The sequence below is a fragment of the Butyricimonas muris genome (genome assembly GCF_046365375.1).
Taxonomy (GTDB): Bacteria; Bacteroidota; Bacteroidia; order Bacteroidales; family Marinifilaceae; genus Butyricimonas; species Butyricimonas muris.
In genome coordinates this window covers 272,617-297,593 of sequence record NZ_JBKEIT010000002.1, presented here as the reverse complement: position 1 = coordinate 297,593, position 24,977 = coordinate 272,617, and the positions used below count along the sequence as shown (strand labels likewise).

19 protein-coding genes are annotated in these 24,977 nt (G+C 47.0%); all 19 read right to left on the bottom strand.

Annotated elements, in window-relative coordinates; all coding sequences use genetic code 11:
- Positions 1-6 precede the first annotated feature (6 nt).
- Positions 7-810 carry a hypothetical protein gene (locus ACK8P8_RS04190; protein ID WP_186976796.1) on the bottom strand — a complete coding sequence of 268 codons (804 nt, stop codon included), beginning with the start codon at positions 808-810 and terminating at the stop codon, positions 7-9.
- 10 nt (positions 811-820) lie between these two features.
- The gene (locus ACK8P8_RS04185; protein ID WP_369859323.1) at positions 821-1,462 is read right to left on the bottom strand and encodes a hypothetical protein; all 642 of its coding nucleotides are present in this window, start codon (positions 1,460-1,462) and stop codon (positions 821-823) included.
- The gene (locus ACK8P8_RS04180; RefSeq protein WP_410025564.1) at positions 1,450-2,997 is read right to left on the bottom strand and encodes a RagB/SusD family nutrient uptake outer membrane protein; all 1,548 of its coding nucleotides are present in this window, start codon (positions 2,995-2,997) and stop codon (positions 1,450-1,452) included. The genes ACK8P8_RS04185 and ACK8P8_RS04180 overlap by 13 nt, the downstream gene beginning before the upstream one ends.
- 10 nt (positions 2,998-3,007) lie before the next feature.
- The gene (locus ACK8P8_RS04175) at positions 3,008-6,505 is read right to left on the bottom strand and encodes a SusC/RagA family TonB-linked outer membrane protein (protein WP_410025563.1); all 3,498 of its coding nucleotides are present in this window, start codon (positions 6,503-6,505) and stop codon (positions 3,008-3,010) included.
- Between the two features lie 135 nt (positions 6,506-6,640).
- Positions 6,641-7,828, bottom strand: coding sequence for a FecR family protein (locus ACK8P8_RS04170; protein ID WP_369859326.1), 1,188 nt, complete (start codon positions 7,826-7,828; stop codon positions 6,641-6,643).
- 81 nt (positions 7,829-7,909) lie between these two features.
- Positions 7,910-8,470 carry an RNA polymerase sigma-70 factor gene (locus ACK8P8_RS04165; RefSeq protein WP_369859327.1) on the bottom strand — a complete coding sequence of 187 codons (561 nt, stop codon included), beginning with the start codon at positions 8,468-8,470 and terminating at the stop codon, positions 7,910-7,912.
- Between the two features lie 562 nt (positions 8,471-9,032).
- A complete protein-coding gene (locus tag ACK8P8_RS04160) occupies positions 9,033-10,007 on the bottom strand; it encodes a phosphatidylinositol-specific phospholipase C (RefSeq protein WP_186976804.1) in 975 nt (324 codons plus the stop codon).
- Positions 10,008-10,076: 69 nt separating this feature from the next.
- Positions 10,077-11,687 carry an ABC-F family ATP-binding cassette domain-containing protein gene (locus tag ACK8P8_RS04155; RefSeq protein ID WP_410025562.1) on the bottom strand — a complete coding sequence of 537 codons (1,611 nt, stop codon included), beginning with the start codon at positions 11,685-11,687 and terminating at the stop codon, positions 10,077-10,079.
- A gap of 256 nt (positions 11,688-11,943) precedes the next feature.
- Entirely contained in the window at positions 11,944-12,720 is a 777-nt protein-coding gene (locus ACK8P8_RS04150) for a Cof-type HAD-IIB family hydrolase (protein ID WP_369859329.1), read from the bottom strand.
- Between the two features lie 102 nt (positions 12,721-12,822).
- The gene (locus tag ACK8P8_RS04145; RefSeq protein WP_186976810.1) at positions 12,823-13,239 is read right to left on the bottom strand and encodes a DUF2721 domain-containing protein; all 417 of its coding nucleotides are present in this window, start codon (positions 13,237-13,239) and stop codon (positions 12,823-12,825) included.
- 4 nt (positions 13,240-13,243) lie between these two features.
- The gene (locus ACK8P8_RS04140) at positions 13,244-14,086 is read right to left on the bottom strand and encodes a patatin-like phospholipase family protein (RefSeq protein WP_099290588.1); all 843 of its coding nucleotides are present in this window, start codon (positions 14,084-14,086) and stop codon (positions 13,244-13,246) included.
- Positions 14,083-15,585: a glucose-6-phosphate dehydrogenase gene (zwf, locus tag ACK8P8_RS04135; RefSeq protein WP_369859330.1), complete on the bottom strand. Its 1,503-nt coding sequence runs from the start codon at positions 15,583-15,585 to the stop codon at positions 14,083-14,085. Before zwf ends, ACK8P8_RS04140 begins: the two co-directional genes overlap by 4 nt.
- A 6-nt stretch (positions 15,586-15,591) precedes the next feature.
- A complete protein-coding gene (gene gnd / locus ACK8P8_RS04130; protein ID WP_369859331.1) occupies positions 15,592-17,067 on the bottom strand; it encodes a decarboxylating NADP(+)-dependent phosphogluconate dehydrogenase in 1,476 nt (491 codons plus the stop codon).
- 366 nt (positions 17,068-17,433) lie between these two features.
- A complete protein-coding gene (locus ACK8P8_RS04125) occupies positions 17,434-18,342 on the bottom strand; it encodes a PLP-dependent cysteine synthase family protein (RefSeq protein ID WP_227216243.1) in 909 nt (302 codons plus the stop codon).
- A gap of 377 nt (positions 18,343-18,719) precedes the next feature.
- Positions 18,720-19,628 carry a fimbrillin family protein gene (locus ACK8P8_RS04120; RefSeq protein ID WP_227216245.1) on the bottom strand — a complete coding sequence of 303 codons (909 nt, stop codon included), beginning with the start codon at positions 19,626-19,628 and terminating at the stop codon, positions 18,720-18,722.
- Between the two features lie 66 nt (positions 19,629-19,694).
- Complete coding sequence (locus tag ACK8P8_RS04115) at positions 19,695-20,504, bottom strand: KilA-N domain-containing protein (RefSeq protein ID WP_227216247.1); 810 nt, start codon at positions 20,502-20,504, stop codon at positions 19,695-19,697.
- Between the two features lie 224 nt (positions 20,505-20,728).
- A complete protein-coding gene (locus tag ACK8P8_RS04110) occupies positions 20,729-22,489 on the bottom strand; it encodes a leucine-rich repeat protein (RefSeq protein ID WP_369859332.1) in 1,761 nt (586 codons plus the stop codon).
- Positions 22,490-22,607: 118 nt separating this feature from the next.
- Complete coding sequence (locus ACK8P8_RS04105) at positions 22,608-23,720, bottom strand: helix-turn-helix domain-containing protein (RefSeq protein ID WP_369859333.1); 1,113 nt, start codon at positions 23,718-23,720, stop codon at positions 22,608-22,610.
- Between the two features lie 118 nt (positions 23,721-23,838).
- Positions 23,839-24,885, bottom strand: coding sequence for a PDDEXK nuclease domain-containing protein (locus ACK8P8_RS04100; protein WP_227216252.1), 1,047 nt, complete (start codon positions 24,883-24,885; stop codon positions 23,839-23,841).
- Positions 24,886-24,977: the final 92 nt, after the last annotated feature.

Genomic DNA, 24,977 nt, shown 5'->3' with positions numbered 1-24,977 from the left:
TTGAATCTAATCTTTTAATATAAACTTAAACACATCCCGCAAGACAGCCGAATGCCCTTCATTCTCCACCCTCAAGGATACCCAATAATTACCTGCTGGAGAATCAACCTGCATATCCACGTAAATCCGACCGCCACCGACAACTTGCACGTAAGAGGCAAAATCCTTCGCAGCTTCCTCTCCCCGGTCACTACGAACGCTTTCCAAATAATAACGCATAGGCTCTGTCCCCAAAATCTGACCAATAGTCGACGTAGTCCACGGGGTATTTTTATCAATCTGGTTTTGCCGTTCCGTGATCAGTTCTTCCAGCATGAAAGGATCATCTTGCCCCATATCCGTGCATGTTTCAATGATTTGATCCATCAATGCATAGATTTCATCTTCCAATTCTATTTGCAGAGGGAGGTATTCATTCTCCATGATATTATTCATTTCATCAGCTTTCGCCTGCAATTCTGCTATTTTATCGAAGTCCGGATTCATCGCCCCATTCTCTATGTCCATCTCCTCCATGAGCGCATACGCTTGCTCATACATCTCTTCCATCTTAGCTTCCAGCTCCTTCAATTCGACATCCAACGACTCCATTTGGTCAAACAGCCCTGCCAACTCCTCGTTGGAATACAAGGCATCCAATGTCGTTTTCAAACCTTCCATCTCCGTGGCTAGATTAGAAAAACGCACAATCTCCAAGGAATCTTTCGAATATCCGGCATTAGCACAATCCAAATACCCGACAGTCACGTCATTACAAGCATACAAAAAGCTACATCCCAATAACACGAGTGCATATAATAATTTCTTCATCGCTTTCATTTTAATATATATCCGACACGTTAAAATCATATCCCAGTGCTTGCACTACACCATTGTTCGTCTGAATATCCGAAGAGAATATCAATGCCCGCGACACATTCGTTTCCTCCAGCTTGAAATTCAATCGCACGATACCCACTTCACTGGTATTCATATCCATATAAGGCTCTTGAGTCGTCCACAATATCGCGGTTGTGCCATCCAGCAATGTATATTCCTTGCCTCCGGTCACCTCGCCCGTTTGGCTATCCCATGTTCCGCGAGGCACGTCTGCCACCATCACCCGTTCCGTGATAATCAACTTGCTTAAAATAGCTTGACACTCATCCCAGTACATACTGTTCACCTGCTTGTATCCCATATCCAACAAATAGGTACGAATCGAATAGTTCGTCAATCCTAAGAAAGTAATTTGCTCGTATTCCCCTTTCCCCTCGAACAACTCTCTCAACCCTGCACGCTCAATCATCACAATTGTAGAATCCCAATCCCGGGATTGGGTATGCAGGTATTCCCACATGGAACAATCGTGCACCCCATTCGACACACCCCCGTCATCGTAATTCCACTTGGTACACGAAACCAATCCTACCATCACGATGCAAATCGCAATTTTCAATATATTATTCATTATTCTTGCCATTGCCAATAAGTATTTTGAGTCATTAACGTATTCTTTCTAAAAGCATTGGAATGCACTTTCGTGTAAAGAGCGCCATTCTTAACATCCTCGTCGGTCAGCGTACGATAGCCACCCAACAAATATTTCCGGAAATACCCGTTCCGCACAATATCAAAATAATACTGCCCCTCGCCGAACAACTCCCGACGTCTTTCCAAGAATACCTCTTCACGCAAAGCCTCTTTGCTCGTGCTACCGGCATATCCTGCTAATCCTGCACGTTCACGCACGCGGTCCAAATCACTAACAGCCTCCTCCGTCATATCCAACTGCACCCGACACTCGGCACGTAATAAAATCAGGTCCGCCAATCTCCAGAACACCCAATCGCAATCAGTCAAGATAGCAGGCATACCTGCGATATCTTCTTTCATTTGTCGAACCATATAACGCCACTTCGCGATATGAGCGTAAGGGGACATAACTTCCCCGTTAGACGTGGAATAAGTCAACGTTCCCAACTCATACCAAAACTCCTTTCTTCTCAAATCATCTTCCTCCGGATAGATTTGTTCTACCGTGGTCACTTTTATTCTAGTATAGCTGTTATTACTATTATTCACCACGTTGGCAATCTCACTTTTATCTTCCGTGAGATAAGGATAAGAAATCAGGAAATGCCCCGGAGCTTCTTTCTGGAACGATTCATAATTCCGATCATAATCTAATGCGTTGTTCGAAATTGCGTAAATAACCTCTTCACTATTCCGATTTTTACCAAGCACGTTCTCTATCAACCCGTTCATACTCTCCAAATCGTAAACTCCGGCTTTCCCGTCCAACACCTCGGAAGCATACCGCTCCGCATCCTCCCAGTATTTCCGCTCCCCGGTCAAACCGCCCATCCAAGCGCAAATATTAGCCAACAAAGTATTTACCGTCCCTAGGCTGGCACATTGTTTCGTGGTTATCGCGGCACCTGTCGCACCTAGCAACTTGTCATGCGTGGGCAAAACCAACGCGGCTTTAGCTTCCTTGAGCGCTTCCTGCAAAACCTCCAAAGCGGGACTTTTACCAATAGGGTCAATGGACTCCGAACTCGGCGTGATAGGAGCATCTCCCCAAATCTGAGCCACCCGGAAATAAGCCAATGCCTTGGCAAAATGTATTTGCCCCAACCAAAAATCCGCCCGTTCTTTCGACACATTCTCGAAGCGATGTTGATTCTCGATCATCACGTTTGTCAAATAAATCACGTTATAAAAAGCCGTCCAACTCTGCGTGTTTGAAGTCCCCGTGTATTTAAGCACATCCAATTTGCGATACCCGTCCACGTCGGACTGCACATCATCCGCATCTATGGAAGAATAAAAATAAGGCTGTCTGCCAAAACAAACATATTTCATCCTGCTTTGCACCATATTATACAAAGCTTCCAATTCACTCTCGCTCTTGAAATAATTCACAAAAGTAACCGAATCCTCCGGCTCAACCGTCAACCAATCATTACAAGAGAACAAGGGAATAAACAAAAAAAGTATCAATATCTTTTTCATGCTCTACATTTTAAAAATTAACAGTCAATCCGATTGTAAACTTCCGCGACAAAGGATAAGAACGCAAATTATCCGTCCCGGAAGTAATATCTATCAACTCGGGGTCAATACCGGAATAATTCGTCAACAGGAATAAATTCTCCGCCGTCATAAAAGCCCGGATTCCACTTAAACCTATTTTTTTACAAACACCTTCTCCAAAATTATATCCTAAAGTCAACTGCTTCAAACGCACGAAATGCACCGTTTCGATATCCTCGTCATACATTCCCACGTACTGGTTTCCCAAGTACATATACTTCTGTGCTTTCGGATAATCGGCTTTCGAACCGGCACCCGTCCATGGTTTCAAATCTTTAAGACTCACGAACAGCGGACCACTCTCCTCCCTCGGGGCCAAACAGTAGTCATCATAAACAGCCACTGCATGACGACCTATCGAATAGTTGAACATGATATTCAAATCAAGATTCTTCCAACGAATTTCATTTATAAAACCACCATGTCCTTTCGGGAGAGGGCTTGCGGCATAGTACCTGTCATCAAAACTAATCTTTCCATCCCCGTTCAAATCTTCGATACGGCGAGCCCCCGGGAAAAACACAGCATACGTGTTCACTCCCGACCACAAGGGTTGTTTCTCTCCTTGAGCGTTATAAATAAAAGGGACCTCATCCATGCTATCATAAAAACCGGAAGTCTTGTATGCCAAAATCTGATTCAAGGGTTTACCTATCACTTGGCTACCGTAATCATAACCGTCCGTACTCTTCTCGAAACGATTCCAGTTTCTCGAGAAATTAAATTTCATTCTCCACTTCACCGCGGTTTCACGCAAAATATCCGCCTCCAGTTCAATTTCTATACCTTGATTGGATATCGCCATAGCGTTCTGCCACTGGAAGGTATGGAAATACACATCTCCCGGCAAATCCCATTTACTCAAACGCCCGGTCGTGTACCTATAATAGTAATCGAGATTCATCTTCAAACGATAGTCCAAGAAACTCAAGTCCAAACCGACATCATACTGGTCCGTTTCCTCCCAACTCAACCTCCTGTTAATCACACCACCACTCTTATTTGGTGCCATTCCCGAGTTTCCCAAGAACATTCCGCTGGCAGAAAACACGCCTTGAGCCAGATAACGTTGCCCGAATTTCTGACCGGAAGTACCCCAACTGGCACGGATTTTACCGAAACTCAACCAGTAAAAACGTTTCATGAAATCTTCATCCGTGAAAATCCACCCCACGGCAACCGATGGGAAAGTAGCCCAACGCACCTTCTCCCCGAAAACGGAAGAACCATCCCGACGAACCGTGGCTTCAAGCATATACTTATCTCTGAAATTGTAAGTCAAACGCCCGAAATAACTACACATCCGCTCTTCCGAGAACCCGGATGAATAACTAAAGGCCGAAGCATAAGAATCCAATGTTTCGCCCGGGGCAACTTGGTTTATGCCATTCGAGCCTCCCCAACCTTCACCCACGTATTGAATTTTATCATTCGGACCATTAATACCCTCTCCTCCATTCGAATAACTCTGGTCTTTCTGGAAAGACAATCCCAACATGACATCGAAATTATGCTTCTCCAAGTAATTGAAACTATACGTCAACAAATTCTCGTTCAGTATCGACAAATCCCGGGTAATCGTCCCCTTCGAAGTTGAAAAACGATAAGCCGCATTCGTGTTCGGGTCCAACGTACTCGGTTTGAACACATTCTGGTTCTGTTGGTTATAATCGATACCCGCTGATACTTTCAAATGCAAATCACGAATCAACTCGTAATCAAGCACCATATTGTAACGCAACGAATAACTTTGGTTCTTCTCGGAAGTCTGGTTCAAATTCTTCAACATGGCTTCCCCAAAAGCCCCGCTACCGGGCAACAACGTGGGTGTCTCCGTGGGGTCGGAAGTAATTTCCTCGAACTTACCGGCTCCCGACCCGGCATTACTACCCCGGCTACGGTCACTATAGGCGAGTCCCAACTGAGAATCCAACCGTAAACGCTTCGCCGGTTGAGCGGATAAATTAGATAGAACGGTAAAGCGAGTAAAACCCGTGTTCGGCATGATACCTTCCTCGTCATAATACCCGGCACCCACCATGTAACGCGTGGTTCCCGTTCCTCCCGATGCCTGCAAGTTAGCGTTAATCACCTTTGCCGTCTGGTAATTCTGCCTATACCAATTCGTCGAGTTATTATAGAACGGGTTCAAACTATCCTGTAATATCAAGGCATTCTGAGGTCCGTTGGCACCACCCCAGAACCAATCATAAACCGGACCATGGTCATAACGATTATTATACACCTCCTCGTAAGAAGTAGGCAACTTCCACTCCCCGCTCTCCGTCTTGTAAGGAGCAACCGTGTTAACCAAAGCATTCAAGTGATACATCCGCTCGTAACGTCCGCCCACCTGCTTCGGTGCCACGGGCAACCAAGAAGCCGAATAAGAAACGTTTGCCGTGAAACGGGCTTTACCGCTCTGTCCTTTCTTCGTGGTAATCAAAATCACACCGTTGCCGGCACGCGAACCGTAAATCGCAGCAGACGCGGCGTCTTTCAACACCTCGACAGACTCAATCATCGAAGGGTCCAAATTCGACAACGCGTTGGCACCCGTCACCGGGGAAGTAAACGCCTGCATCGGAATTCCATCCACCACGTACAAAGGCGTACCGTACGAACGGTCCTGCCCCTCACCTTCAACAAACAAAGAATTGTAACCGCGGATAGCAACCACGGTACCACCGCCACCGGGAGAACCGGAAATATTATTAATCTCGACTCCCGCCATATGTCCTTGGAGCAAATTTTCCAGACTATGCGTCGGCATCTCTTGCAAATCCTCCCCTTTCACCGAAGAAATAGCACTGATAACATTCCTCTTCCGCTGTGAACCGTAGGCAATCACTTGCACCTCGTCCAAGCCCGATATATCCTCCTGCATCTTCACCATCAACGGCTTCCCGTCCGTGTAAGCCACCCGCTGTGACTTGAAACCGATGAAAGAAAAACACAAATAACCTTTCTCCTTCGGCAAAGGCAACACGAATCCCCCGGCGGTATCCGTCACCGTTCCAATCCGGGTACTATCCAGTAAAACCGTTACCCCCGGCAAAGGTTGATTCTGGTTGTCAAGCACCTTTCCCTTGATAAGATACGTCTTTTTCTTCTCCTCGTCCTTTGCCTTCTCCCTGAAAAGAATAATAGTCTTATCCAGAATCCGGTACCCGAATCCCGTACCCTTCAAACAGGCTTCCAGCACCTCCTCTATCGTGGCATCCTTCAAATCCAAAGAAATATTCGCAATCTTTTCTACCGCGACATCATCAAAGAAAAAGCTATACTCGGATTGCGCCCGAATATCATTCATCACGCTCTTCAAAGAAGCGTCGGAACACGTCACGCTCAATCTTACCGTCTGCGAATAAGTGCGAGCAGACACCTGCATCACCCCTATAAAGGCCAAGATAAAAAATATCTTCATAATTCTCCATTCTTTTCGCCATCTACCATGGTGATGGCAATTTTCAATTGTTTTTTTCATACATTTGTACTGTTGTAAAATAAAACTTAATAACAATCTCTAGACCTTTGGTGTTGGCGCACCAAGGGTCTAATTTTATCGCAATCGAATAGACACTGTCCGTTCGTTCACTTCAAATTCCACACGTTCATTATTCTCGATAATCTCGAGTATCGCCCCGAAATCCTCGCTCTTGTTCAAATCCCCCGTGAAACGAATATCCTTCGCCCCCGGATGAACGTAAAACACATGCAAATCATACCAACGGGCCAAAACATGGAACAAATCCTCCAAACGGGCATCCTCGAAAACAAAACGCCCGTCTTTCCACGCGGAATACAAATACGTATCCACCGCGTGCTTCGACAACTCCCCCGACTCCTTATCCAAAGTCCCCTGTTCCCCGGGTTCCAGACGAACTTCCTGCTTTGATTTCTGGGATACCATGATAACCGACCCGCTTTCCAACGTGGTCGTAACACCATCCTCGTCGGGATAAGCCCTGAAATTAAACGAAGTCCCGAGCACCCTCACGTCTGCCTGAGCGGCTCTCACCACGAAAGGACGCTTCTCGTCTTTCTTCACGTCAAAATAAGCTTCCCCCTCCACGTACACGACTCTTTTATCCCCCACGAACTCCACCGGATAGCGAATCTCCGTTTCCGCGTTCAACCAAACGGTAGACCCGTCAGACAAGGTCAAGAAATACTCTCCCCCTCTCGGAATCCGAAGCGTGTTAAACAACACCTTCTTCTCCCTCTTCTCCTCTCCGTCATTACGATTCGTGTAAGATATATTATTCCCCTCCACGGTCACGTGTATATCCCCTTGCATTTTCAACGCACTAAAATTACTATCAGACAAAACCACTTGCTCTCCCCCTGCCAACGTCAAGATAGCATTCTTTGAAACAGCCACCCCGGATTGGGCTACCGGACGCTCGCCCTTCTCGTGTCCCGCGCTGATATATAACCAAATCGCCACCCCGAACAACAACACGAACACGGCAGCGTACCGTGCGAACCATTGCACCCTCCGGCGTCTTTGCGACCTCGCCCGGGAAGCCATAAACTTCTTGCAATCACCTTGCCAATCCACTTGCTGATACTCCGCGCTCTTTCTTTCCAACGTCCCGGCTGTCCTAAACCCCTCGTATTTCTCCCGGTTAGCTGCCGAAACAGCCAACCACTCGTCCAACTTTCTCTGTTCATCGGCACTCAATGTCCCTTCCAACGAGCGGGCTATCACATCCGCCAACCGAAATATATCTTTTTCTTTTTTCATATCCAATTCTACATTACATAAGCAATGACCCCCATCTTTAAAAAAAGGGGGTATTAAACCGACAATTTTTTTCGGAAAAAATCAGATATAAAACAAAAAGGTCAGCCCTGCCGCGGGAACAACATGTTTCAAACGCTCGTAAAGCATCTTTTTACCCGCTTTCTTGTACGACTTCACGGTTTCCACCTGAAGCGACAGAATATCAGCAATCTCTTGATTGCTTTTATTCTCCAATACCAACAAAAACACTTTACGACACTGTTCGGGAAGCTCAGCAATCGCTTTCATCAAATGATGATACACTTCTTCCTCCAAAATACCATTCAAATAATACTCCTCGCTCCCGTGCAACACATCCTCTGCATACTTTTTCTTCACCTCTTCATGACGAAGATACTTTAAACAACGATTTCTCGTCGCTTGATATAAATAAGCTTTCAGATTATCTATCGAGGCAAATTTCTCCTTCGCCTCAATCAAAACCGTGAAAACCTCCTGCACGATATCCTTACTCGCGTCCAAATCGTCCACGTAACCTTTCCCGAACAATACAAGCGGGGTGTAATACTGTTCGAACAACAACTTGATAGCGTCATCGTCATAACGCTGCAAAGCATTTATGGACAAATCCTCTCCCTCCACGGTTACCTAATTATTTTTTGAGAAGCTAAAAATACGTTCTATCCGCAAATCTCCAAAATTTTCCACACAATTTCTATCTATCAACGCATATTTATCCTGAAAAAAATCAAAACACCCCTAGAAAACCTATAAAGAGCATCAAGAGCATTTTCGCACACGCTCTCCCCTCGAGGTCATGCGCGAAAAAGCAAGAGTATACAACGTAAACAAATGGAATACAGACATGAAACAAGTATTAAACCCATATCAATACCGTATTACTTCCGTATAAAACACAATAGATTCCCTGTAGGTTCGCTGTAGAAACGCTGTACATATACAGCGTTTCTACAGCGAACCTACAGGGAATCTACAATATTTTTTGTACTATTAAACCGGAAGTGATACACTAGTAAACATGAATTAATGTATTACCGCAGTAGTTCCTCTCCGGAACCTTGGTTATACAAAACAAAAATTGCGCGAAATAGCCATTACGGTATCCCGTAAACCTAAATCGCACAATTTTAAAAGCGAGTCACCGCGGCATCATCGCTTTCCAAAGATTCGTGAGTTCGCCCTACTATTTTGAAACTTTAAAATTACTATTTATAACAGCCTGCACCAGTTGACGCCCTTCCGTTTTCCCGGCATAATCCATCAGCACGAATCCGCATTTCCCTTTTCCTAAAGCCCCGATAGCATCCGCTACAGGTTGATTCACTTTATCGGCGAAAGCCTCCGGCGTGGCGGTAAGTCCTTTCGTGGCACTAACGAATGTTATATACCAATCCGTGTCGGCACTTGTCCGGGCTTGCCGTACATTCGCCATCACCGCATCCACCTTCTTTTGAGAATCTTTCAACGCGTAGGATTCATACTCGTCCTCCACGACACATGTTGCTATTCTATCTCCGTTTCCCCAGATTTTCGTTTCAAAGGTTGCACTATTTTTCCATCCACCGGGAGCAAACTCACCCCCGACATATCTTTCTTTCCGCAAATTATAACGATGCAGAAACAAAATTTTCCCCCGACATTCCCCAAGCGTCAGGTTTGCCTTGAAATCCTCCACGACAAAGGGACGCATAGCATCACTATTCAGTACACGCCATACCTCATCAACATAAACCTCCGTGTTTTTGCAATTTTCATCTTTCAAACTTACAACCAGTGTTTCCGTCGGGTATTTCTCGAGATACCGGCGAAACACGGGTAACACGTCATTCTCGAAAGACAAGCCGAAAGATACTATGCCATGTTGAATTTCCAATCCCTCTTTCGCGTCCTTCAACCGAATATCGAAACAGCGAACTCCCAACCCCAATTGTTCTTCCAAAGTTAAATCTTGAGCATTAGCCATTCCTAAAATAGAACCTTTCGCCCCACTGTCATGCGTCCCGGGAATGGACAACATGCTCAACAAGCACTCGTCTTCAAGACTTCCCATCCAAGTATAAGTATCCAAAGATGATTCCGGAACTTGCTCAATCTTATCATCTTTACTCCCGGAACAACACACGCACAAATACAATATCCATAAAACACATGCTCTCATTTGCCAAATCCATTTTAATATCCACTCTCTATTACCAAACAATAATCGCAAATATAGGGAAATTAACTTTTAACACAAATCTCTCGAAGATAAATCAATACAACGTTCCACCCCTATCTCCTCCATAAAACGCCGGTCGTGCGACACGACAATCACGGTACCCCGGTAATCCCGAATCGTTGAAGTCATGATTTCAATATTCCGGATATCCAGATTATTCGTGGGTTCGTCCAACACGAACACATCGGGCGTGTTATTACTTATCATCAGACAACAAAAAATCAATCTCATCCGTTCACCTCCACTCAATTGCTCGCAAGGTTTATCCCATACCTCGGTAGAGAATAAAAAGCGATTAAGTCGCGTTTTCAATTCATGCTCCGGCAGATTGTTCACGTTGTAATGTTCCGCCTGCCCGTAAACAGTAAGATTATCCCGTAGCATGGAATACTCTTGGTCAAGATAGACATACTTGAAATCAGCCCGAATCAATTTGCCACTTGTCGGTTCTAATTTTCCCAACAGCATACGCAACAAGGTAGTTTTCCCCGAACCGTTTCGTCCGCTCAAAGCGATTCGTTCCCCGCTCTTAATTTGAAAATGAAGAGGATGCGCCCACAACATTTCCGTCGAGTATCCAAAATTAATATCCCGTGCCGTGAGCAAAATCTTTCCCTCGTGCAACACGGACGGGTTAAAATCCACTTTCATCCGTCCCGGCTCAAGTAGCGCCGCACGACTTTCCGAAAGACTGTCGGCGATAGAGCCTATCTTCTCCGCGTGCACGTCCTTCAACTTGGAAGAACTACTTTCCGCCCTGTTTTTCAACGTATTCATCATGATACGGGGAGTCCCTTTCCGCGAACTCAGTTTCTCACCCCGCGCCTCTCTCTTTTGCTGACGCTCTGCTGCCTCCCGTGCTATCTTCTTTGCCAGACGCAACTCTTTCTGTTTATCTTCAATACGTTCCTGCAAAGCATGAATATCAATCTCTTTCCGCTCTTGGTAAAAATCATAATTCCCGCCATAAACAGTTACTCCTCTCCCGCTCAACTCCAACGTCTGGTGAAGCAAATTCAACAAAGTCCTGTCGTGACTCACTACCAAGACCGTGGCATTCCCCCGACAAATCGTTTCATACAATTTCTCCCTGCTCCAATGGTCTAAATGGTTCGTCGGTTCATCCAGCAACACGACAGAAGGGGTATGGATATCAAGTCCGGCAAGGAAGACACGGGTTTTCTCCCCACCGCTCAACAACGCCATACACGTGGTTAGTTCCACGTGTTGCAACTCCCAACCGTCCAGCGCTACCCGACACTTCTCCTCTATCTGCCAATCGTCATCAAGTTCGGAGAAATACTTTGCATCAACCTCACCTCTTAAAATAGCGTGCAGGGCGTTTATTTTTCTCTCCACCCGCAATGCACCCGCTACCGTCAGGGAATCATATTGTCCCAAGTGCTGCGGGATGTAATAAGGTGCGGCATCACAGACAATCTCTCCCCCCGAAGGTTGTAGTTGTCCCGCTATAATCTTCAGAAGCGTGGATTTACCAGAACCGTTATTTCCTACCAACGCCACTTTTTCTCCCGCGTCAACCGTGAAACTGATATTTTGAAACAACGGCTCTCTATCCGGGTGAATATAAGTTATTTGTTTTACTATTATATCACTCATAAATACAATGTTTAAAGGTAGTTTGCAAGGTACGCATCCTTACAAGATACTTTATGAACTTTACAAACCTTATAAACTTTATAAACTCTTATAGATTAAGGGACATGATTCTAAATTAAAAGTCGGCACTCGATGACCCCCTGAACGGTCATACCGGCACATGAAACAATTGATAAAACCCGACTTAATTATTTAGACATCTTCATTGGTGTATTTTTTTAGTTTCCAAGCACAAAAGTAAGGATTTTATTCGGATTTACAACACCCCGAAATGACGTAAAGCATTTATCACGCCATCCTCGTCCACGGAAGAGGTCACGTAATCGGCAACTTTCTTCACTTCATCCCCGGCATTTCCCATTGCCACGCCGATTCCCGCGTGCTGTAACATGGAAATATCATTCCCCCCGTCACCGAAAGCCATTGTTTCATCCAAAGCAATTCCAAAATGTTCCAGCATCTTGTCAATCCCGACACTCTTACTGCTGCCCCGGGGAATAACATCGGTAAAAAGCGGGTTCCACCGAGTGGCCTCACAGTGGGGCATAGCCTCCATGATTGCTCTTTCCTGTTCTTTCGTGAAAAATGCAACCAATTGAAACGTTTCTCCCTTACTCGCTTCCCGCAAAGGAGCGACCGGGGGTTCCGGGAAATCCAGCATTCGAAAGATTTGATGGCTCTGTTCGTTATGGTAGTTCAAATACAGTGTATGCTCGTGAACAAAGATACAAGGAAACTCATTCTCCTTCTCCATGTATTGCACGAGCGAGGCAATATCCTCTTCGGGAATACTGTGCTTGTAAATCACCCGCTCTTTCCCCGCAAGGCAATATCCCCCGTTCAAAGTAATATACCCGTCAAACACCAGTGAACCCAGATTATTTATAGTAAGCAAAGGCCTCCCGCTAGCGATAAAAACCAAAATACCTTTCTCCCGCAAGGCAAGTATCGCCCTCTCCGCGGACTCCGGTATCCGGTGAGTTTCAAAACTCACTAAAGTCCCGTCAATATCAAAAAAAATTGCTTTTACCATCTCCTTATTATTTCGCCACAAAAGTAAAGAATAAATCGCACCGGAAAAATTGCTCTATATCAAAAAACATTTCCGACGACATTCCCCGTAAACATCAGGTAATTATCGGCGTGGATGTTCCTTTTCTTCCGGCAGTACATTATCCAACCTGTATTCCAACGCCTTCACGGAAATAAGTATCTCCTTCACGGATATTCCCAAAGAGATTACCAGCAGCAACAAAGCCAGCACGAAAGTATAAACCGCCACGGTCTGCAACCCGATATAGATAAAAAGGGTACATATCACGCAAAGCAGCAAACTCATTACCCCGTATATCTGCATCGACCTTGCCATATAAAGTCGCTTTTTCAGATTATCAATCTGCAATTTAGTCATCGCGTTCGGACGACTTTCATGTTCCCCTTTCAAATTCCGTATCACTTGGGCATAAGCCAGAAAACGGTTCGTGTACGCCAACATAATCAACGAAATGGCGGAAAATAATATCGAAGGGGTTGTCAACGTCAATTCTTCCATAACATCACAAATAACTGCTTAATACCTGTTTGGCACATTCATATCCTTGATTGTACAAATCCGTCAGTTTCAACACGTCCCGTTCTATCCGGTCGACCTCAAGCGGGCGCTCCGGTCGGATGATAATCACCTGTCCTTCCTCTTCCAGTTGCTCCACGTAGTCGAGGGTTTCATTATAATGCTTATTCTTCACCCTCAGGCTCTCCCGCAAAGCCGGGTAACGGCGGTACATAAACCACGGGATAGACTTATCGGTCACCTCTTTCCGGTAACCTTTATTACGTGTCAACACAACCACGTTCCGAGAAAAACCATCGGCAATCGCTCTACGGATGGGTATCGCGTCACTAATTCCCCCGTCGAGCATAGGCACCCCGTCCACGTAAGATTTCGGGCACACGAAAGGCAAACTGCATGATGCCCGACAGATATTCAACAAACGTACCCTATCGTTCTTCTCCTCGAAATAATTCGCTTCGCCCGTCCGGCAATTACTCGTGACCATGACGAAACGCCCCGGTGAAGCAAAATAAGTGTCGTAATCGTAAGGAATAATTCGAGTCGGGAAATCATTAAAAATCAAATCGAAATCCATGATACTCCGTTTCGTGAACAAATATTTCACCCCGATGTACCGGTACTTGTCCAACAAATCGATATTACAGATTTTCGCCCTCCCCCGTTGCCGGGAAGCATACGACAAACCGTTGCACGCCCCGGCTGAAACACCTATCGTGTAAGGGAAGTACATCCCGTTATCCATCAGCCAATCCAACACCCCGGCTGTGAAGACACCTCTCATGCCACCGCCTTCCAACACCAATCCCGTACGTTCATCTATCATCATAACCAACAAACATTTTTCTCTTCTTTCGACACGGGCGGCAACACGTCCCACATTCCGGTTAAATCAGGTCCCTCGCTCCCTGCCGCATAACGCAACAAATCTTTCCTCGGATGTTCCCGCCAATAATTCTCGATAGGGTCAATAAAACGCCAGCTTGCCTCCAAAGCATCATTCCGGGTATAAAGCATGGAATCCCCCTGCATGACATCCAGTAACAAGCGCTCGTAAGCCCCCGGCAAATAATTATTGCAAAGCGACGCGTACAGGAAATCCATACCCACCTGCTGCACCTTGAATCCGCCTCCCGGCATCTTCAACCCGAATTTCAGCATCACCCCCTCGTCCGGCGTCATCCGGATAATCAACTGGTTGCAGGACGTCCCTTGACATTGCCCCTCGAACAACTTGTGCGGGGTAGATTTGAAATGGATTACCACGCCCGAACGTTTATCCTTCAAACGCTTTCCCGTGTAAATATAGAAAGGCACGTTACTCCATCGCCAATTATCAATAAATACTTTCAAGGCGACATACGTCTCCGTGTCCGAATCAGGGGCGACATCCTTCTCCTGCAAATATCCCGGCACAGTTTGCCCCTTCACTTCTCCCCCCTCGTACTGCGCCCGGATGACATTACGGGCAATATCTTCACCCGTCCACGTTCGTAACGAACGCAACACCTTCACGGTTTCGTCGCGTATCACCTCCGGTTCCATCGTCGCCGGTGACTCCATCGCCACGAATGCCAGCAACTGCATCAAATGATTCTGCACCATATCCCGCAACGCCCCCGTCGTCTCGTAATATTTCCCCCGCTTCTCGATCCCAAGAGATTCCAAAGCGTATATCTCCACGTAATCAATATAATTCCGGTTCCACATCGACTCGAATATCTGGTTAGCGAACCGCAACACCAAAATATTCTGCACCGTCTCTTTCCCCAAGAAATGATCGATTCGATAAATCTCGTTCTCGCGGAATACTTCCAGCAAAGAATCATTCAATTTTCGGGCGGTTTCCAAGTTAATCCCGAAAGGTTTCTCCACCACGATACGATGCCAACCGCCTTTTTCTTTTACTTGAAACAAACAACTCCGTCCCAGATATTTCGTTATCGCTTGTTGAGAAGTCGGCGGAGTCGCCAGATAATACACGACCTTCATGGGAATCGCGTTCTCCTCCATGAGGAACATCACCCGCTCACCCAACTCGTCCGCCCCATTCTCCGGGTCGAACGGCTGGTAATACACTTTTCGCATGAAACTATCGACCTCCTCACCCTTCAAATTATTCTCCCCTTTCAACTCCTGCAGCATCACGCGTATAGACAAGCGGAACTCATCGTCACTCATCGGGGTTCGCGACGTCCCCAAAATAACAAAACGCTCCGGCAACATTTGTCGCGCGTGGAGCTCGTATAGCGATGGCATCAGCATACGTTTAGTCAAATCGCCCGATGCCCCGAAAATTACCAATACTTGATCCTCCGGTCTGTTCATATTCTTTTACACGTTATAAGTACCTGAAACTGTTTTTCCGCCCTCCCCTGTCCAGTCCGTGTGGAAGAAGCGCCCTCTCTCCGTGTCTGTCCGCTCGTAAGTATGCGCCCCGAAATAATCCCGTTGTGCCTGAATCATATTCGCAGAAGAATCCAACGTGCGCAAATTGTCAAAATAACTCAGCGCCGCGAAGAAACAAGGAGCCGCGATCCCGTTGAACACACAATCCACGATAACTCCCCGCAAGGCAGAAAGTGCATCCTCCATCTTCTCGTGGAAAAAAGCATCAAACAAAAGATTCTCCAAAGAACTGTTTTTATGGAATGCCCGCGTGATCCGCTCGAGGAACACGGAACGAATAATACAGCCCTTACGCCATATCTTGGCTATCGTTCCCAAATCCAAGTTCCACCCGTAACGTTCGGAAGCCCTACGCATCAAGGAAAAGCCCTGCGCGTAAGAAATCAGCTTCGCCGCGTACAACGCATCCCGTACCGCTTCTATTCCCTCGTGATTCAAGGGGATATTCGTCTTCATATCACCCACTTTACCGGAAGGATATTGCTTGGAAGCCCGTTCCCGTTCCTCCACCAATGCCGACATAAAACGGGCGAACACGGCTTCGGAAACCAACGTCAGGGGATCGCCTTCATCCAGCGAGGCGATAACACTCCATTTCCCCGTTCCCTTCTGTCCGGCGACATCCAATATATGATCCAAAAGATAATCCCCGTTCTCCTCTTTATAGCGCAGGATACGAGAGGTAATCTCTATCAAAAAACTATTCAACTCTCCCCTGTTCCATTGTTCGAACACGTCACCCAACCCGTCATTATCCAACCCGGTTCTCCTCTTCAATATGGAATATGTCTCGGCAATCAACTGCATATCCCCGTATTCGATACCGTTGTGAACCATCTTCACGTAATGTCCGGCACCCCCCGCCCCTATCCATTCGCAACAAGGCGAACCGTCATCCAGTTTCGCGGCAATCGATTGAAGTATATCTTTCACGAGCGGCCAAGCCATTTCAGACCCTCCCGGCATGATAGAAGGCCCGTGTAAAGCACCTTCCTCGCCACCGGAAATCCCTGCCCCGATAAAGTAAAATCCCTTCTCTTCCAACATCTTCACCCGGCGTTCCGTGTCGTGATAATCGGAGTTTCCCCCGTCAATAATCACGTCCCCGGGAGAAAGCCACGGCACAAGCTGCCCGATCAATTCGTCCACGGGATCGCCCGCCTTAACCATTAACATGATCTTCCGGGGCAGACGCACCGATTCCACAAATTCCTCTATCGTGTAGGTCCCATGAAAGCATTTCCCTCTCCCCCGTCCCTCGATAAAACGAGTCACGACGCTCTCACGGTCAGGATGTACCCGGTTATAAACAGAAACCGTGTAACCTTTATCTTCCAAGTTTAACGCAAGATTTTCACCCATCACCGCCAAACCTATCAATCCTATATCTGATACCTGCATAATAATTTGTAATTTTATTCGTAACTACGTTTTACGATATTTCTTATCGTTTTGTTCTCGTTCACACTATTTTATTCTTAACTTTGTTAAACAAGCTAACAAAAAAGGTGCCATCCCCCACTAGGGCAAACGCGTCAAGACGCTTTTTGCCCTTTTAGTTAAAAGTTTATAAAGTCTATAAAGTTCATAAGGTTTATGGACCCTAGCGGGCGCTTTGTCCACGGCAGCATGGCTGCCGGTAAACCTTGTCCGAAGGACGCCCGTTACTTTATGAACTTTATAAACTTTAGGAGCTGAAAGCTCAACTTTATGAACCGGGCAAAAAGCGTCTTGATGCGTTTGCCCTGCACGGGTTATCCGGCAGATTTAATCATCTGCCAGATCATCGAACATCGAGGTACTCAAGTACTTTTCCGCCCTATCGGGGAATATCACCACGATATTCCCGGCATCGATCCGTTCCGCCGTTCTCAATGCCGCCAGCATAGCCGCCCCGCTACTCATGCCGGCAAAAATACCTTCCTTGGCGATAATCTCCCGTGCCATAGCAATAGCCTCCTCGCTCTCGACCATAACCTGCATATCGATATGCAACGGATCATAAATAGCGGGTACGATTGCCTCATCCATGTTTTTCAGTCCCTGTATATAATGCCCTTTCACGGGATGGGCGCTCACGACCTTTATGTTCGGCTGCATCTTTTTCAGAAAACGGGAAACGCCCATAATCGTCCCCGAAGTACCGAGAGCACTCACCAGATAATCAATCTCCCCCTCTGTCTGCTGCCATATCTCGATCGCCGTATTCTCGTAATGAGCTTGATAATTCCCGGCATTACTAAATTGATCGGGCATAAAATACTTCCCCGGGTTCTCCTCCACCAATTTATGAGCCAGCCGAATCGCCCCGTCCGTTCCCTCCGCCGCAGGAGTCAGAATCACTTTTCCCCCATACGACCGGATAATCTTCCGTCGCTCCACGGAAACCGCCTCACTCATCACGATCTCCACGTCATATCCCTTCACGATACCGATAATTGCCAACCCGATTCCCGTGTTACCGGACGTGGGTTCGATAATTGTCTTCCCGGGCACCAGCTTCCCTTCCCGTTCCGCCTGCTTGATCATCTGCATTGCAATCCGGTCTTTAATACTTCCCGTGGGATTAAATCCCTCCAACTTGGCGTAAATATTCACGCCGGATTTCACGTATAAATTATTAATACGCACCATCGGTGTATTACCGATGGTTTCAAGAATGTTCTTCTTTACCATTTGTATAATTTTTGATTTATGATCGACGATTTATGACTCCATGATTCTAAATAATCACCGAATCAAAAATCATTACATCACTGAATAAATAAGTTCCGAATTATCTACATCGACAGCAACAACAGCAGCAAGCATTCCCTTTGACAGATTCAAAGTTCAATACCCCCACTTGCGATTGTTGTAAAAGAATTGCCATCGTGTTCATGTATTAGAAGATTAATATTTGCCTTGCGGCACTTTGTTTATACCGCAAATATAAGAAAAACATTACATTTTTTACCGTTTCCCTCTCTTTTTTGAAATAAACTCCCGATAAGTTCAGTTATTTTATTGTGCCGTCCTGAAATCGGTTTACTCTATTTCAGGACGGCACAGTTTCAATTTACCCCGCTGTTGGTCAGCGCAAGGTTCACCACCTGTTCCTTTCCGCCTTGCAGCTCGGTCAGTCCGTCAGGGACGGCGTAGGTGACGGTTCGGTCGCCCACGGTGATTTCTATCCACGGGGTTCCGGGAGTAACAGACTGTGGCAGGAGGAGGACGCAGAAGCTGTTGCCGGAAGCGGATTTCAAGGGGGTGAAGTCTCCGGTATTCCCAGCCTGCGGCTCTACGCCGCCGCTAAAACTTACAACACCTTTGGTCTCCATGTTCTTTATCACGACCGTAGCGGCATCCACATCCGCCTGTGTCAATGTGCCGGGAGTGTCGGACAGGCTGAGGTTTACCGTGAGGCGGTGCATGAGGTGGCTGAACGTCAGCTGTATCGTCGGTTGGTCGGCTTTTTTCCCGGTAGCCAACGCACTGATCCAGTCGCAGGCGGCATACTTCTCCGGGGTGCTTTGATCGGTGGGATTAAAGTTCATTAGACCGTTTTCATCAAAGTCGGCCAGAGACCGTTTCGGGAAAAAGGCGGAGAAACGGACAATCCCAACCTCGCCGAATTCATCCCACGTCATGTCGGTAGTCCATGTTCCGTCCTTGTAGGTGGCGGGGTGTTCTTTTGTGACAACCGACATCGCTGTTGTATAGGCGAATCCAATAATCATCGTTTCGTCGCCGTTGGCGAAGCTGCCCGTGCCGTCCTCGTCGTTGATGGTGGCGCGTGTGCCGGAGTTATCGGCGGCATCGCTGCCCGTGAAGTCGGCAACGGCGGTGGTGAAGCGGATGGTGTTGCCGGGAGTGTCGTCGTCGCTGCACGAGGTGAGCGCAGCGGTTGCGGCTATCGCCAGCAGGACGGCAATGCAGACGCTTTGCCTGCGGCCGAAGGATAAAAATGTTTTCTTGTTCATATACGCTTAATTTTAAGTTCTTACATTTTAAGCGTTCAATATGAAAGAGGATATTGGAGGATGGGGTTATTTCAGGTATTTCTTGTTTACGTCTTCCAGAAGCTGCATTTGCTGAATGGCTATCCGGTTAAGGCGGACAAGCCTTTCGTGCTGCGGCAGGCCATCGTTGATGAAAACGGCATTCAGATTCTCCATATTCGAGAGGCAAATTAGCTCGTTGATACCGGCATAGTCGCGCACGTTTCCTTTGAGGTCGGGATGCGCATCGCGCCATTCGAGGGCGGTCATGCCAAACATGGCTACATTCAGCACATCGGCTTCGCTGGCATAAATACGCAAGGCTTGTTGCGGGGTGATTTCCCCGGGGATAAGGTTTTGCTTGATAGCATCCGTGTGAATGCGGTAGTTTATCTTCGACAGTTCACGCTTGGCACTCCAGCCTATTTGGGCTTGTTCTTGCTCTTTGAGGCGCTGGAACTCTTCAATCAAATAGATTTTAAACAACACGCTGATGGCCGATCCAAATTCAAATGCTATATCTTTGTGGGCGTATGTTCCACCATATTTTCCTTTTCTTACGATAATACCGATGGCATCTGTTTTTTCCGTCCATTCGGACACACTCATTACAAAACTTGGTAATCCGGCTTGTGATTTAAAGTGGTCAAATTCGACCACTTTAAAATTAGGATTGTGAACTATTTCCCATGTTCCGAGAAATTCAAGTGTATATCGGTTGCGCAGCCAATTCTTTATAATGTCTGCTGCCCGGCTTTCACTTTCTTTGGCGTTTGCCATATCTGTCAGTGAGATATAGTCCGAATCGTTTGCCGACACAATGGTGATTTCTTTGTTCTGTACGGTTATCTTTGCCATTTTCAGGGTTCTCCTTTCTTATAGGTTATAGTTTCGGTTGCAAAAGTACCGATTCGCTGCCGGATGACCAAGTATCCCACTCGTTTTTCCTTTCCATCTCCAATACAATCTTTCAAAGAACGCTTGTGCCCTTGCGGGGGCGAACCGCTTCCCGAAGTTGAACTTTGGCGGTGCCAATGTTGAACTTTGACCGCCTCGGAGTTCAACTTCGGGAAAGGCGCGGATTACGGCTGCTGCGCAAAGCTGATGCTCTTCCATTGCATGAGGTAGCCGCTGCCTCCCTTCCCAGCCCATTCGTTGCTGTTGTAGACTGTGGGGACGGCAGAGCCACCCTCTTGCTTGTCGGCGTTCAGCACGAGGTCGCACTTGGCGGAGTCGAATGTGTTCGCTCCGGTATGAGTGCCGGCTCTGTTCTGAAAAACGGCGGAGTGCTCTATACTGGTACCATTTTCTATGTCAACGAAATTTCCGGCTGCGGTGGCTTCTATCCGGGTGAGGCTGCTACAGCCCGTTACGATATAATCACCGAACCGGGTACACTTCGGCAGTTTGAGCGTTTTGAGGCTCGTGCATCCGAAGAAAGCACACTTGTCTATCGCTGCCACTTTATCCAGCGTGAGTTCCGCCAATGAAGTACATAGCTGAAATGCGTATTGTTCAATCCGGGTAACCTGCGGAAGATTCACCGTAGTCAGCGCAGTGCAATTGAAAAAAGCATATTCTCCGATTACCTGCACGTAATCGGGCAACACCACCTCCTGCAAAGCGGTGCAACCCGCAAAGGCGTTGCCGGGCAGTGTTGCCGGTGTTCCCCAGTCCGTCACTTCGCTGAGGTCGCATTTCGTGATTTTCGTATTATAGGAAAATGTACCCAATGCGTCGTCCACTGCGCCCAATCCTATCTTGGAAAATTCGCCCGTCAGCTTGATTTCGGTGTGGCCTGCGGCGAGGGCTGCCGTAATGGCGGCCTTTACTTCGTCGGCGTTCATGTTGGTCATGTCGATGTCGCCGGAGGTGGGGGCTCCGCTTCCGTTGATGTCGATGATGTCGTTAATCGGGGGCTGCGTGTCCCAGCCGGAGATTTCGCTGCCGGTGAGTTCCACTTCGGTGTTGCCCGTGTCGGGGTTCTTCTTCAGCGTGAGGTTGAGGGTGAGTTGCTTGCCGCTTTCGAGGCGGGTTTGGTTGCCGGGGGCGGCAGTGTTCAGGTCGGCAGGTACATGATAGTACCACACATCCTCGCCTACGGTTATCCTGAGCCATTCCGCACCCGCGGTGAGGTCTTGCGGCGCTATTTTCCAGTCGGCTTTGGCACCGCCTCCGTTGCTGAAGATTACACTGCCCGTTGCTCTGCCATAGGTCACTGCGCCGGTCAGCAGGTTCACCTCCACGTTGGCACGCATCGTAGGCGTGTGACCATCCTTTGCCACAGAGTTTATCAGGGCGGAAGACAAGTCCGCCCCCTCCATGCCATCGCCCCCCGCCAGGTTGACGACGAGCCGGTGCATCAGATGCTTGAATGTCAGTGCCACCGTCCCGCCCTTGCTTGCCGTGGCAGTGGCATGGAGCAGGTCGTCCGTGTGGTTCCACGCTTGGGGCATATACATGTATGCCGCCGGGTCGTCAATATCTGGCATGGTGCCCGTGATGCGCGGGTAATGGGCGGAGAAAGTCACCGCTTCCGTCTCGCTGAGGTCATCCCAGTGCAAGGTAGTTTCCCCGTACTTGTATTCCGTGTTGGCGTTCATGTAATCGCCTTTAGCCGTGTAAGTGTAAAGTCCCCACGTGTCGCCGGGGTCGAATGTACCTTTCCCGTCATTATCGACTGTCGCCCGCCCCGCGGATACCGTTCCGCCATCGGCAGTGCCGTCGATAGAGGCGGTGATTTGCACGACATTGTTGTCTTCTTCCGGGTTATGACCTTTGTCTTTACCGCACGAGGCAAGCAACAGCATTGCCAGTGCAAGTGAAAATAGATTATTTTTCATATGCTTGTATATTGATTGAATGATAATTCACAGGGGAGATATATCCACAAAAATACAGGATAAAAGCCGCCGAGGCAAAAAAAATGAATTATCTTTCGTTTGTTTGCACGAAAGATAATTAGCGGGCTTCCCCATGAACTCGTTCCCGGTAACATTTAGGTGTTATCCCCGTCATCTGTTTAAAGTCCCTGTTGAAATTGCTGCAATTGTTGTAACCTACTTTTTCACAGACTTCGTCTATGCCGTATTCCGCGTGTTCGTCAAACAACCGGGTTGCCTCGCGCAAACGCAGTTCCTTGCGCCACGAACGGAAATCCATCCCGTGGCACGTTTTCATGTATTGTCGGAAGAACGACAGACTCACCCCGAAAGAATCCGCCACGCGATCGGAAGAAATATCTTTCCGGCAGTATTCTTTCTCGTCTATGTATTTTTGTAATTTTTCTTTTAACAACCGTTCCTTCCCGGCAGCATCCGCCACGGCAACCTCGCCATCGGACTTTTTCACGCTTTCAGCCGCTGCCAACGGGACAATCGTGATGACAGGCATCGCGAATTTCATTCTGCGATAGTAATTGACAAACCACATCACCATGAAACTATAGTAAAGCACGTACAACGGGACGAAGTATTTGTACAAGGCGGTAAAAAACAACACGGGTATTGCCATGACGCCGACAACCAATGCGCTATAAAACCCCGTTTTTATCCACGACAGACGGTACTCCTCGTCATTGTCATAATAATCCTCCACCTCGCGCACCGTCCGGCGATACACCAACATGAATAGCCGCGTGTATATCACCAGTTGGATAATATAAGCAACAATGGCCGCGTAAAAAAGCCCCCAATAATAGTCGGCAAAACAGAACAGGGCAACAAACAAGATTATGCCCGCTACCGTGATTCCTCCTGCCTGCCGGAGCACGATTCCCCACCGGACTACATTCGGACGTATGAAAACCAACATGGACATGGTGAAGAGCAGAGCTTGAAACGAGGCGACAAAAAGCGTGCTGGCAGGTTCGACACGACGGTCATACCCCGTGAAACAGCACACCATACTGAGAAGCGCCAACACGAAATACGAAGGTACAAGGATATTACGAGCCTTACGCAACTTCTCTAACCCGTTTTCCGGCTGTATTGCCGTAGCCGCCAGCATAACCCCGAGTATCGCGATCACGAAAGCCGAGGTTCCCATCAAAAATTTATACGTTACGACATCCATCCTTTCAAATCATTACAATCGCGAAATTACTTGCTTTTCGCTGTTTATACAATATGGCATCCCCACGGTACGTTACACAATGAAGGTGTGCAAAAGTCCATTTCTTTCTAAGTTGAATTTACGACCTATCATTTAACTTCGACTCTATCTCATTAATTGATGGTATGGTTCCCTCTACTTCGGTTGGATAAAGTTGGGACAACTCGTATTCTGATATACCAATCGGTTGACGACTTGATTCCAGCGCATATTGCGCCAACAAATTGTCCTTATTCTTGCAAATAAGTAACCCTATTGTTGGATTATCTATTCCTTCTTTACGTAAAAGATGGTTTACGGCTGTCACATAAGTACCAAGCTGACCTATATCGGCAGAATCAAACTCGTCTATCTTGACTTCCACCACAACGTAGCAACGGATAGTAAGATTGTAAAACAACAAATCGATGAATTTTTCCTTTTGACCTATTTGCAACCGATATTCCCTCCCCACGTAAGCAAAGCCCGTTCCAAGTTCTACCAGAAAATTAGTGATATTCATCAACAGCGCATCCTTCAATTGTCGTTCATTATAGCCCTTACGCATGGCAAGAAAATCAAAACTATAAGGATCTTTTGTAAGTTCTTGAGCCAAATCACTTGTAACAACAGGCATCGTGTGCTGGAAATTAGTTAGAGCCTTCCCTCGCCGTTCATATAAATCGGTATCAAGGAAATTGAGCAACATTGCACGGCTCCACCCGTGTTCCAAGATTTGGCGCACATAAAACAAGGCTTTGTCGGGATTATCCGAGCACTTGTCAATGATGCGTATATGGTGTCCCCACGGTATGTTACACAATTCTTCAACAAGTTGTTGAAGATTTCGGGTACGGTCGGCATAAAGCTGAAAAAAACGCTTGGCATATCGTATATTCGATTCGGAAAGTCCTTCTACACCGGGCATTTCCCTACGCAAATCCGCACTAAGGGTAGCATAGAATTTACCCCCGTATTTATTATCCACTTCCAACGAAACGATATCGCTTCCCAATCCCCAATAAAATTCGATGAGAACACTGTTCACCTTTACCGCCGCTTTTATCTGACTCTGACGATAACGGATACTCAACTCCTTCACCCATTGCAGATAGTCCTTGTCTAATATACTAATAGATTTGCTCATATTTTTTCCTTCATTTTTCATGCCTTTTACAAAAGCAGGTTTTCTCTTTTCGCCGTTCATGCACAAATATAAACAAATTATTTTATCTTCGC

Bases quoted from the DNA above. Each gene is read 5' to 3' on its own strand.
- ACK8P8_RS04190 (WP_186976796.1), bottom strand. From the start codon at position 810: ATGAAGAAATTATTATATGCACTCGTGTTATTGGGATGTAGCTTTTTG.
- ACK8P8_RS04185 (WP_369859323.1), bottom strand. From the start codon at position 1,462: ATGGCAAGAATAATGAATAATATATTGAAAATTGCGATTTGCATCGTG.
- ACK8P8_RS04180 (WP_410025564.1), bottom strand. From the start codon at position 2,997: ATGAAAAAGATATTGATACTTTTTTTGTTTATTCCCTTGTTCTCTTGT.
- ACK8P8_RS04175 (WP_410025563.1), bottom strand. From the start codon at position 6,505: ATGAAGATATTTTTTATCTTGGCCTTTATAGGGGTGATGCAGGTGTCT.
- ACK8P8_RS04170 (WP_369859326.1), bottom strand. From the start codon at position 7,828: ATGAAAAAAGAAAAAGATATATTTCGGTTGGCGGATGTGATAGCCCGC.
- ACK8P8_RS04160 (WP_186976804.1), bottom strand. From the start codon at position 10,007: ATGAGAGCATGTGTTTTATGGATATTGTATTTGTGCGTGTGTTGTTCC.
- ACK8P8_RS04155 (WP_410025562.1), bottom strand. From the start codon at position 11,687: ATGAGTGATATAATAGTAAAACAAATAACTTATATTCACCCGGATAGA.
- ACK8P8_RS04150 (WP_369859329.1), bottom strand. From the start codon at position 12,720: ATGGTAAAAGCAATTTTTTTTGATATTGACGGGACTTTAGTGAGTTTT.
- ACK8P8_RS04145 (WP_186976810.1), bottom strand. From the start codon at position 13,239: ATGGAAGAATTGACGTTGACAACCCCTTCGATATTATTTTCCGCCATT.
- ACK8P8_RS04140 (WP_099290588.1), bottom strand. From the start codon at position 14,086: ATGATGATAGATGAACGTACGGGATTGGTGTTGGAAGGCGGTGGCATG.
- zwf (WP_369859330.1), bottom strand. From the start codon at position 15,585: ATGAACAGACCGGAGGATCAAGTATTGGTAATTTTCGGGGCATCGGGC.
- gnd (WP_369859331.1), bottom strand. From the start codon at position 17,067: ATGCAGGTATCAGATATAGGATTGATAGGTTTGGCGGTGATGGGTGAA.
- ACK8P8_RS04125 (WP_227216243.1), bottom strand. From the start codon at position 18,342: ATGGTAAAGAAGAACATTCTTGAAACCATCGGTAATACACCGATGGTG.
- ACK8P8_RS04120 (WP_227216245.1), bottom strand. From the start codon at position 19,628: ATGAACAAGAAAACATTTTTATCCTTCGGCCGCAGGCAAAGCGTCTGC.
- ACK8P8_RS04115 (WP_227216247.1), bottom strand. From the start codon at position 20,504: ATGGCAAAGATAACCGTACAGAACAAAGAAATCACCATTGTGTCGGCA.
- ACK8P8_RS04110 (WP_369859332.1), bottom strand. From the start codon at position 22,489: ATGAAAAATAATCTATTTTCACTTGCACTGGCAATGCTGTTGCTTGCC.
- ACK8P8_RS04105 (WP_369859333.1), bottom strand. From the start codon at position 23,720: ATGGATGTCGTAACGTATAAATTTTTGATGGGAACCTCGGCTTTCGTG.
- ACK8P8_RS04100 (WP_227216252.1), bottom strand. From the start codon at position 24,885: ATGAGCAAATCTATTAGTATATTAGACAAGGACTATCTGCAATGGGTG.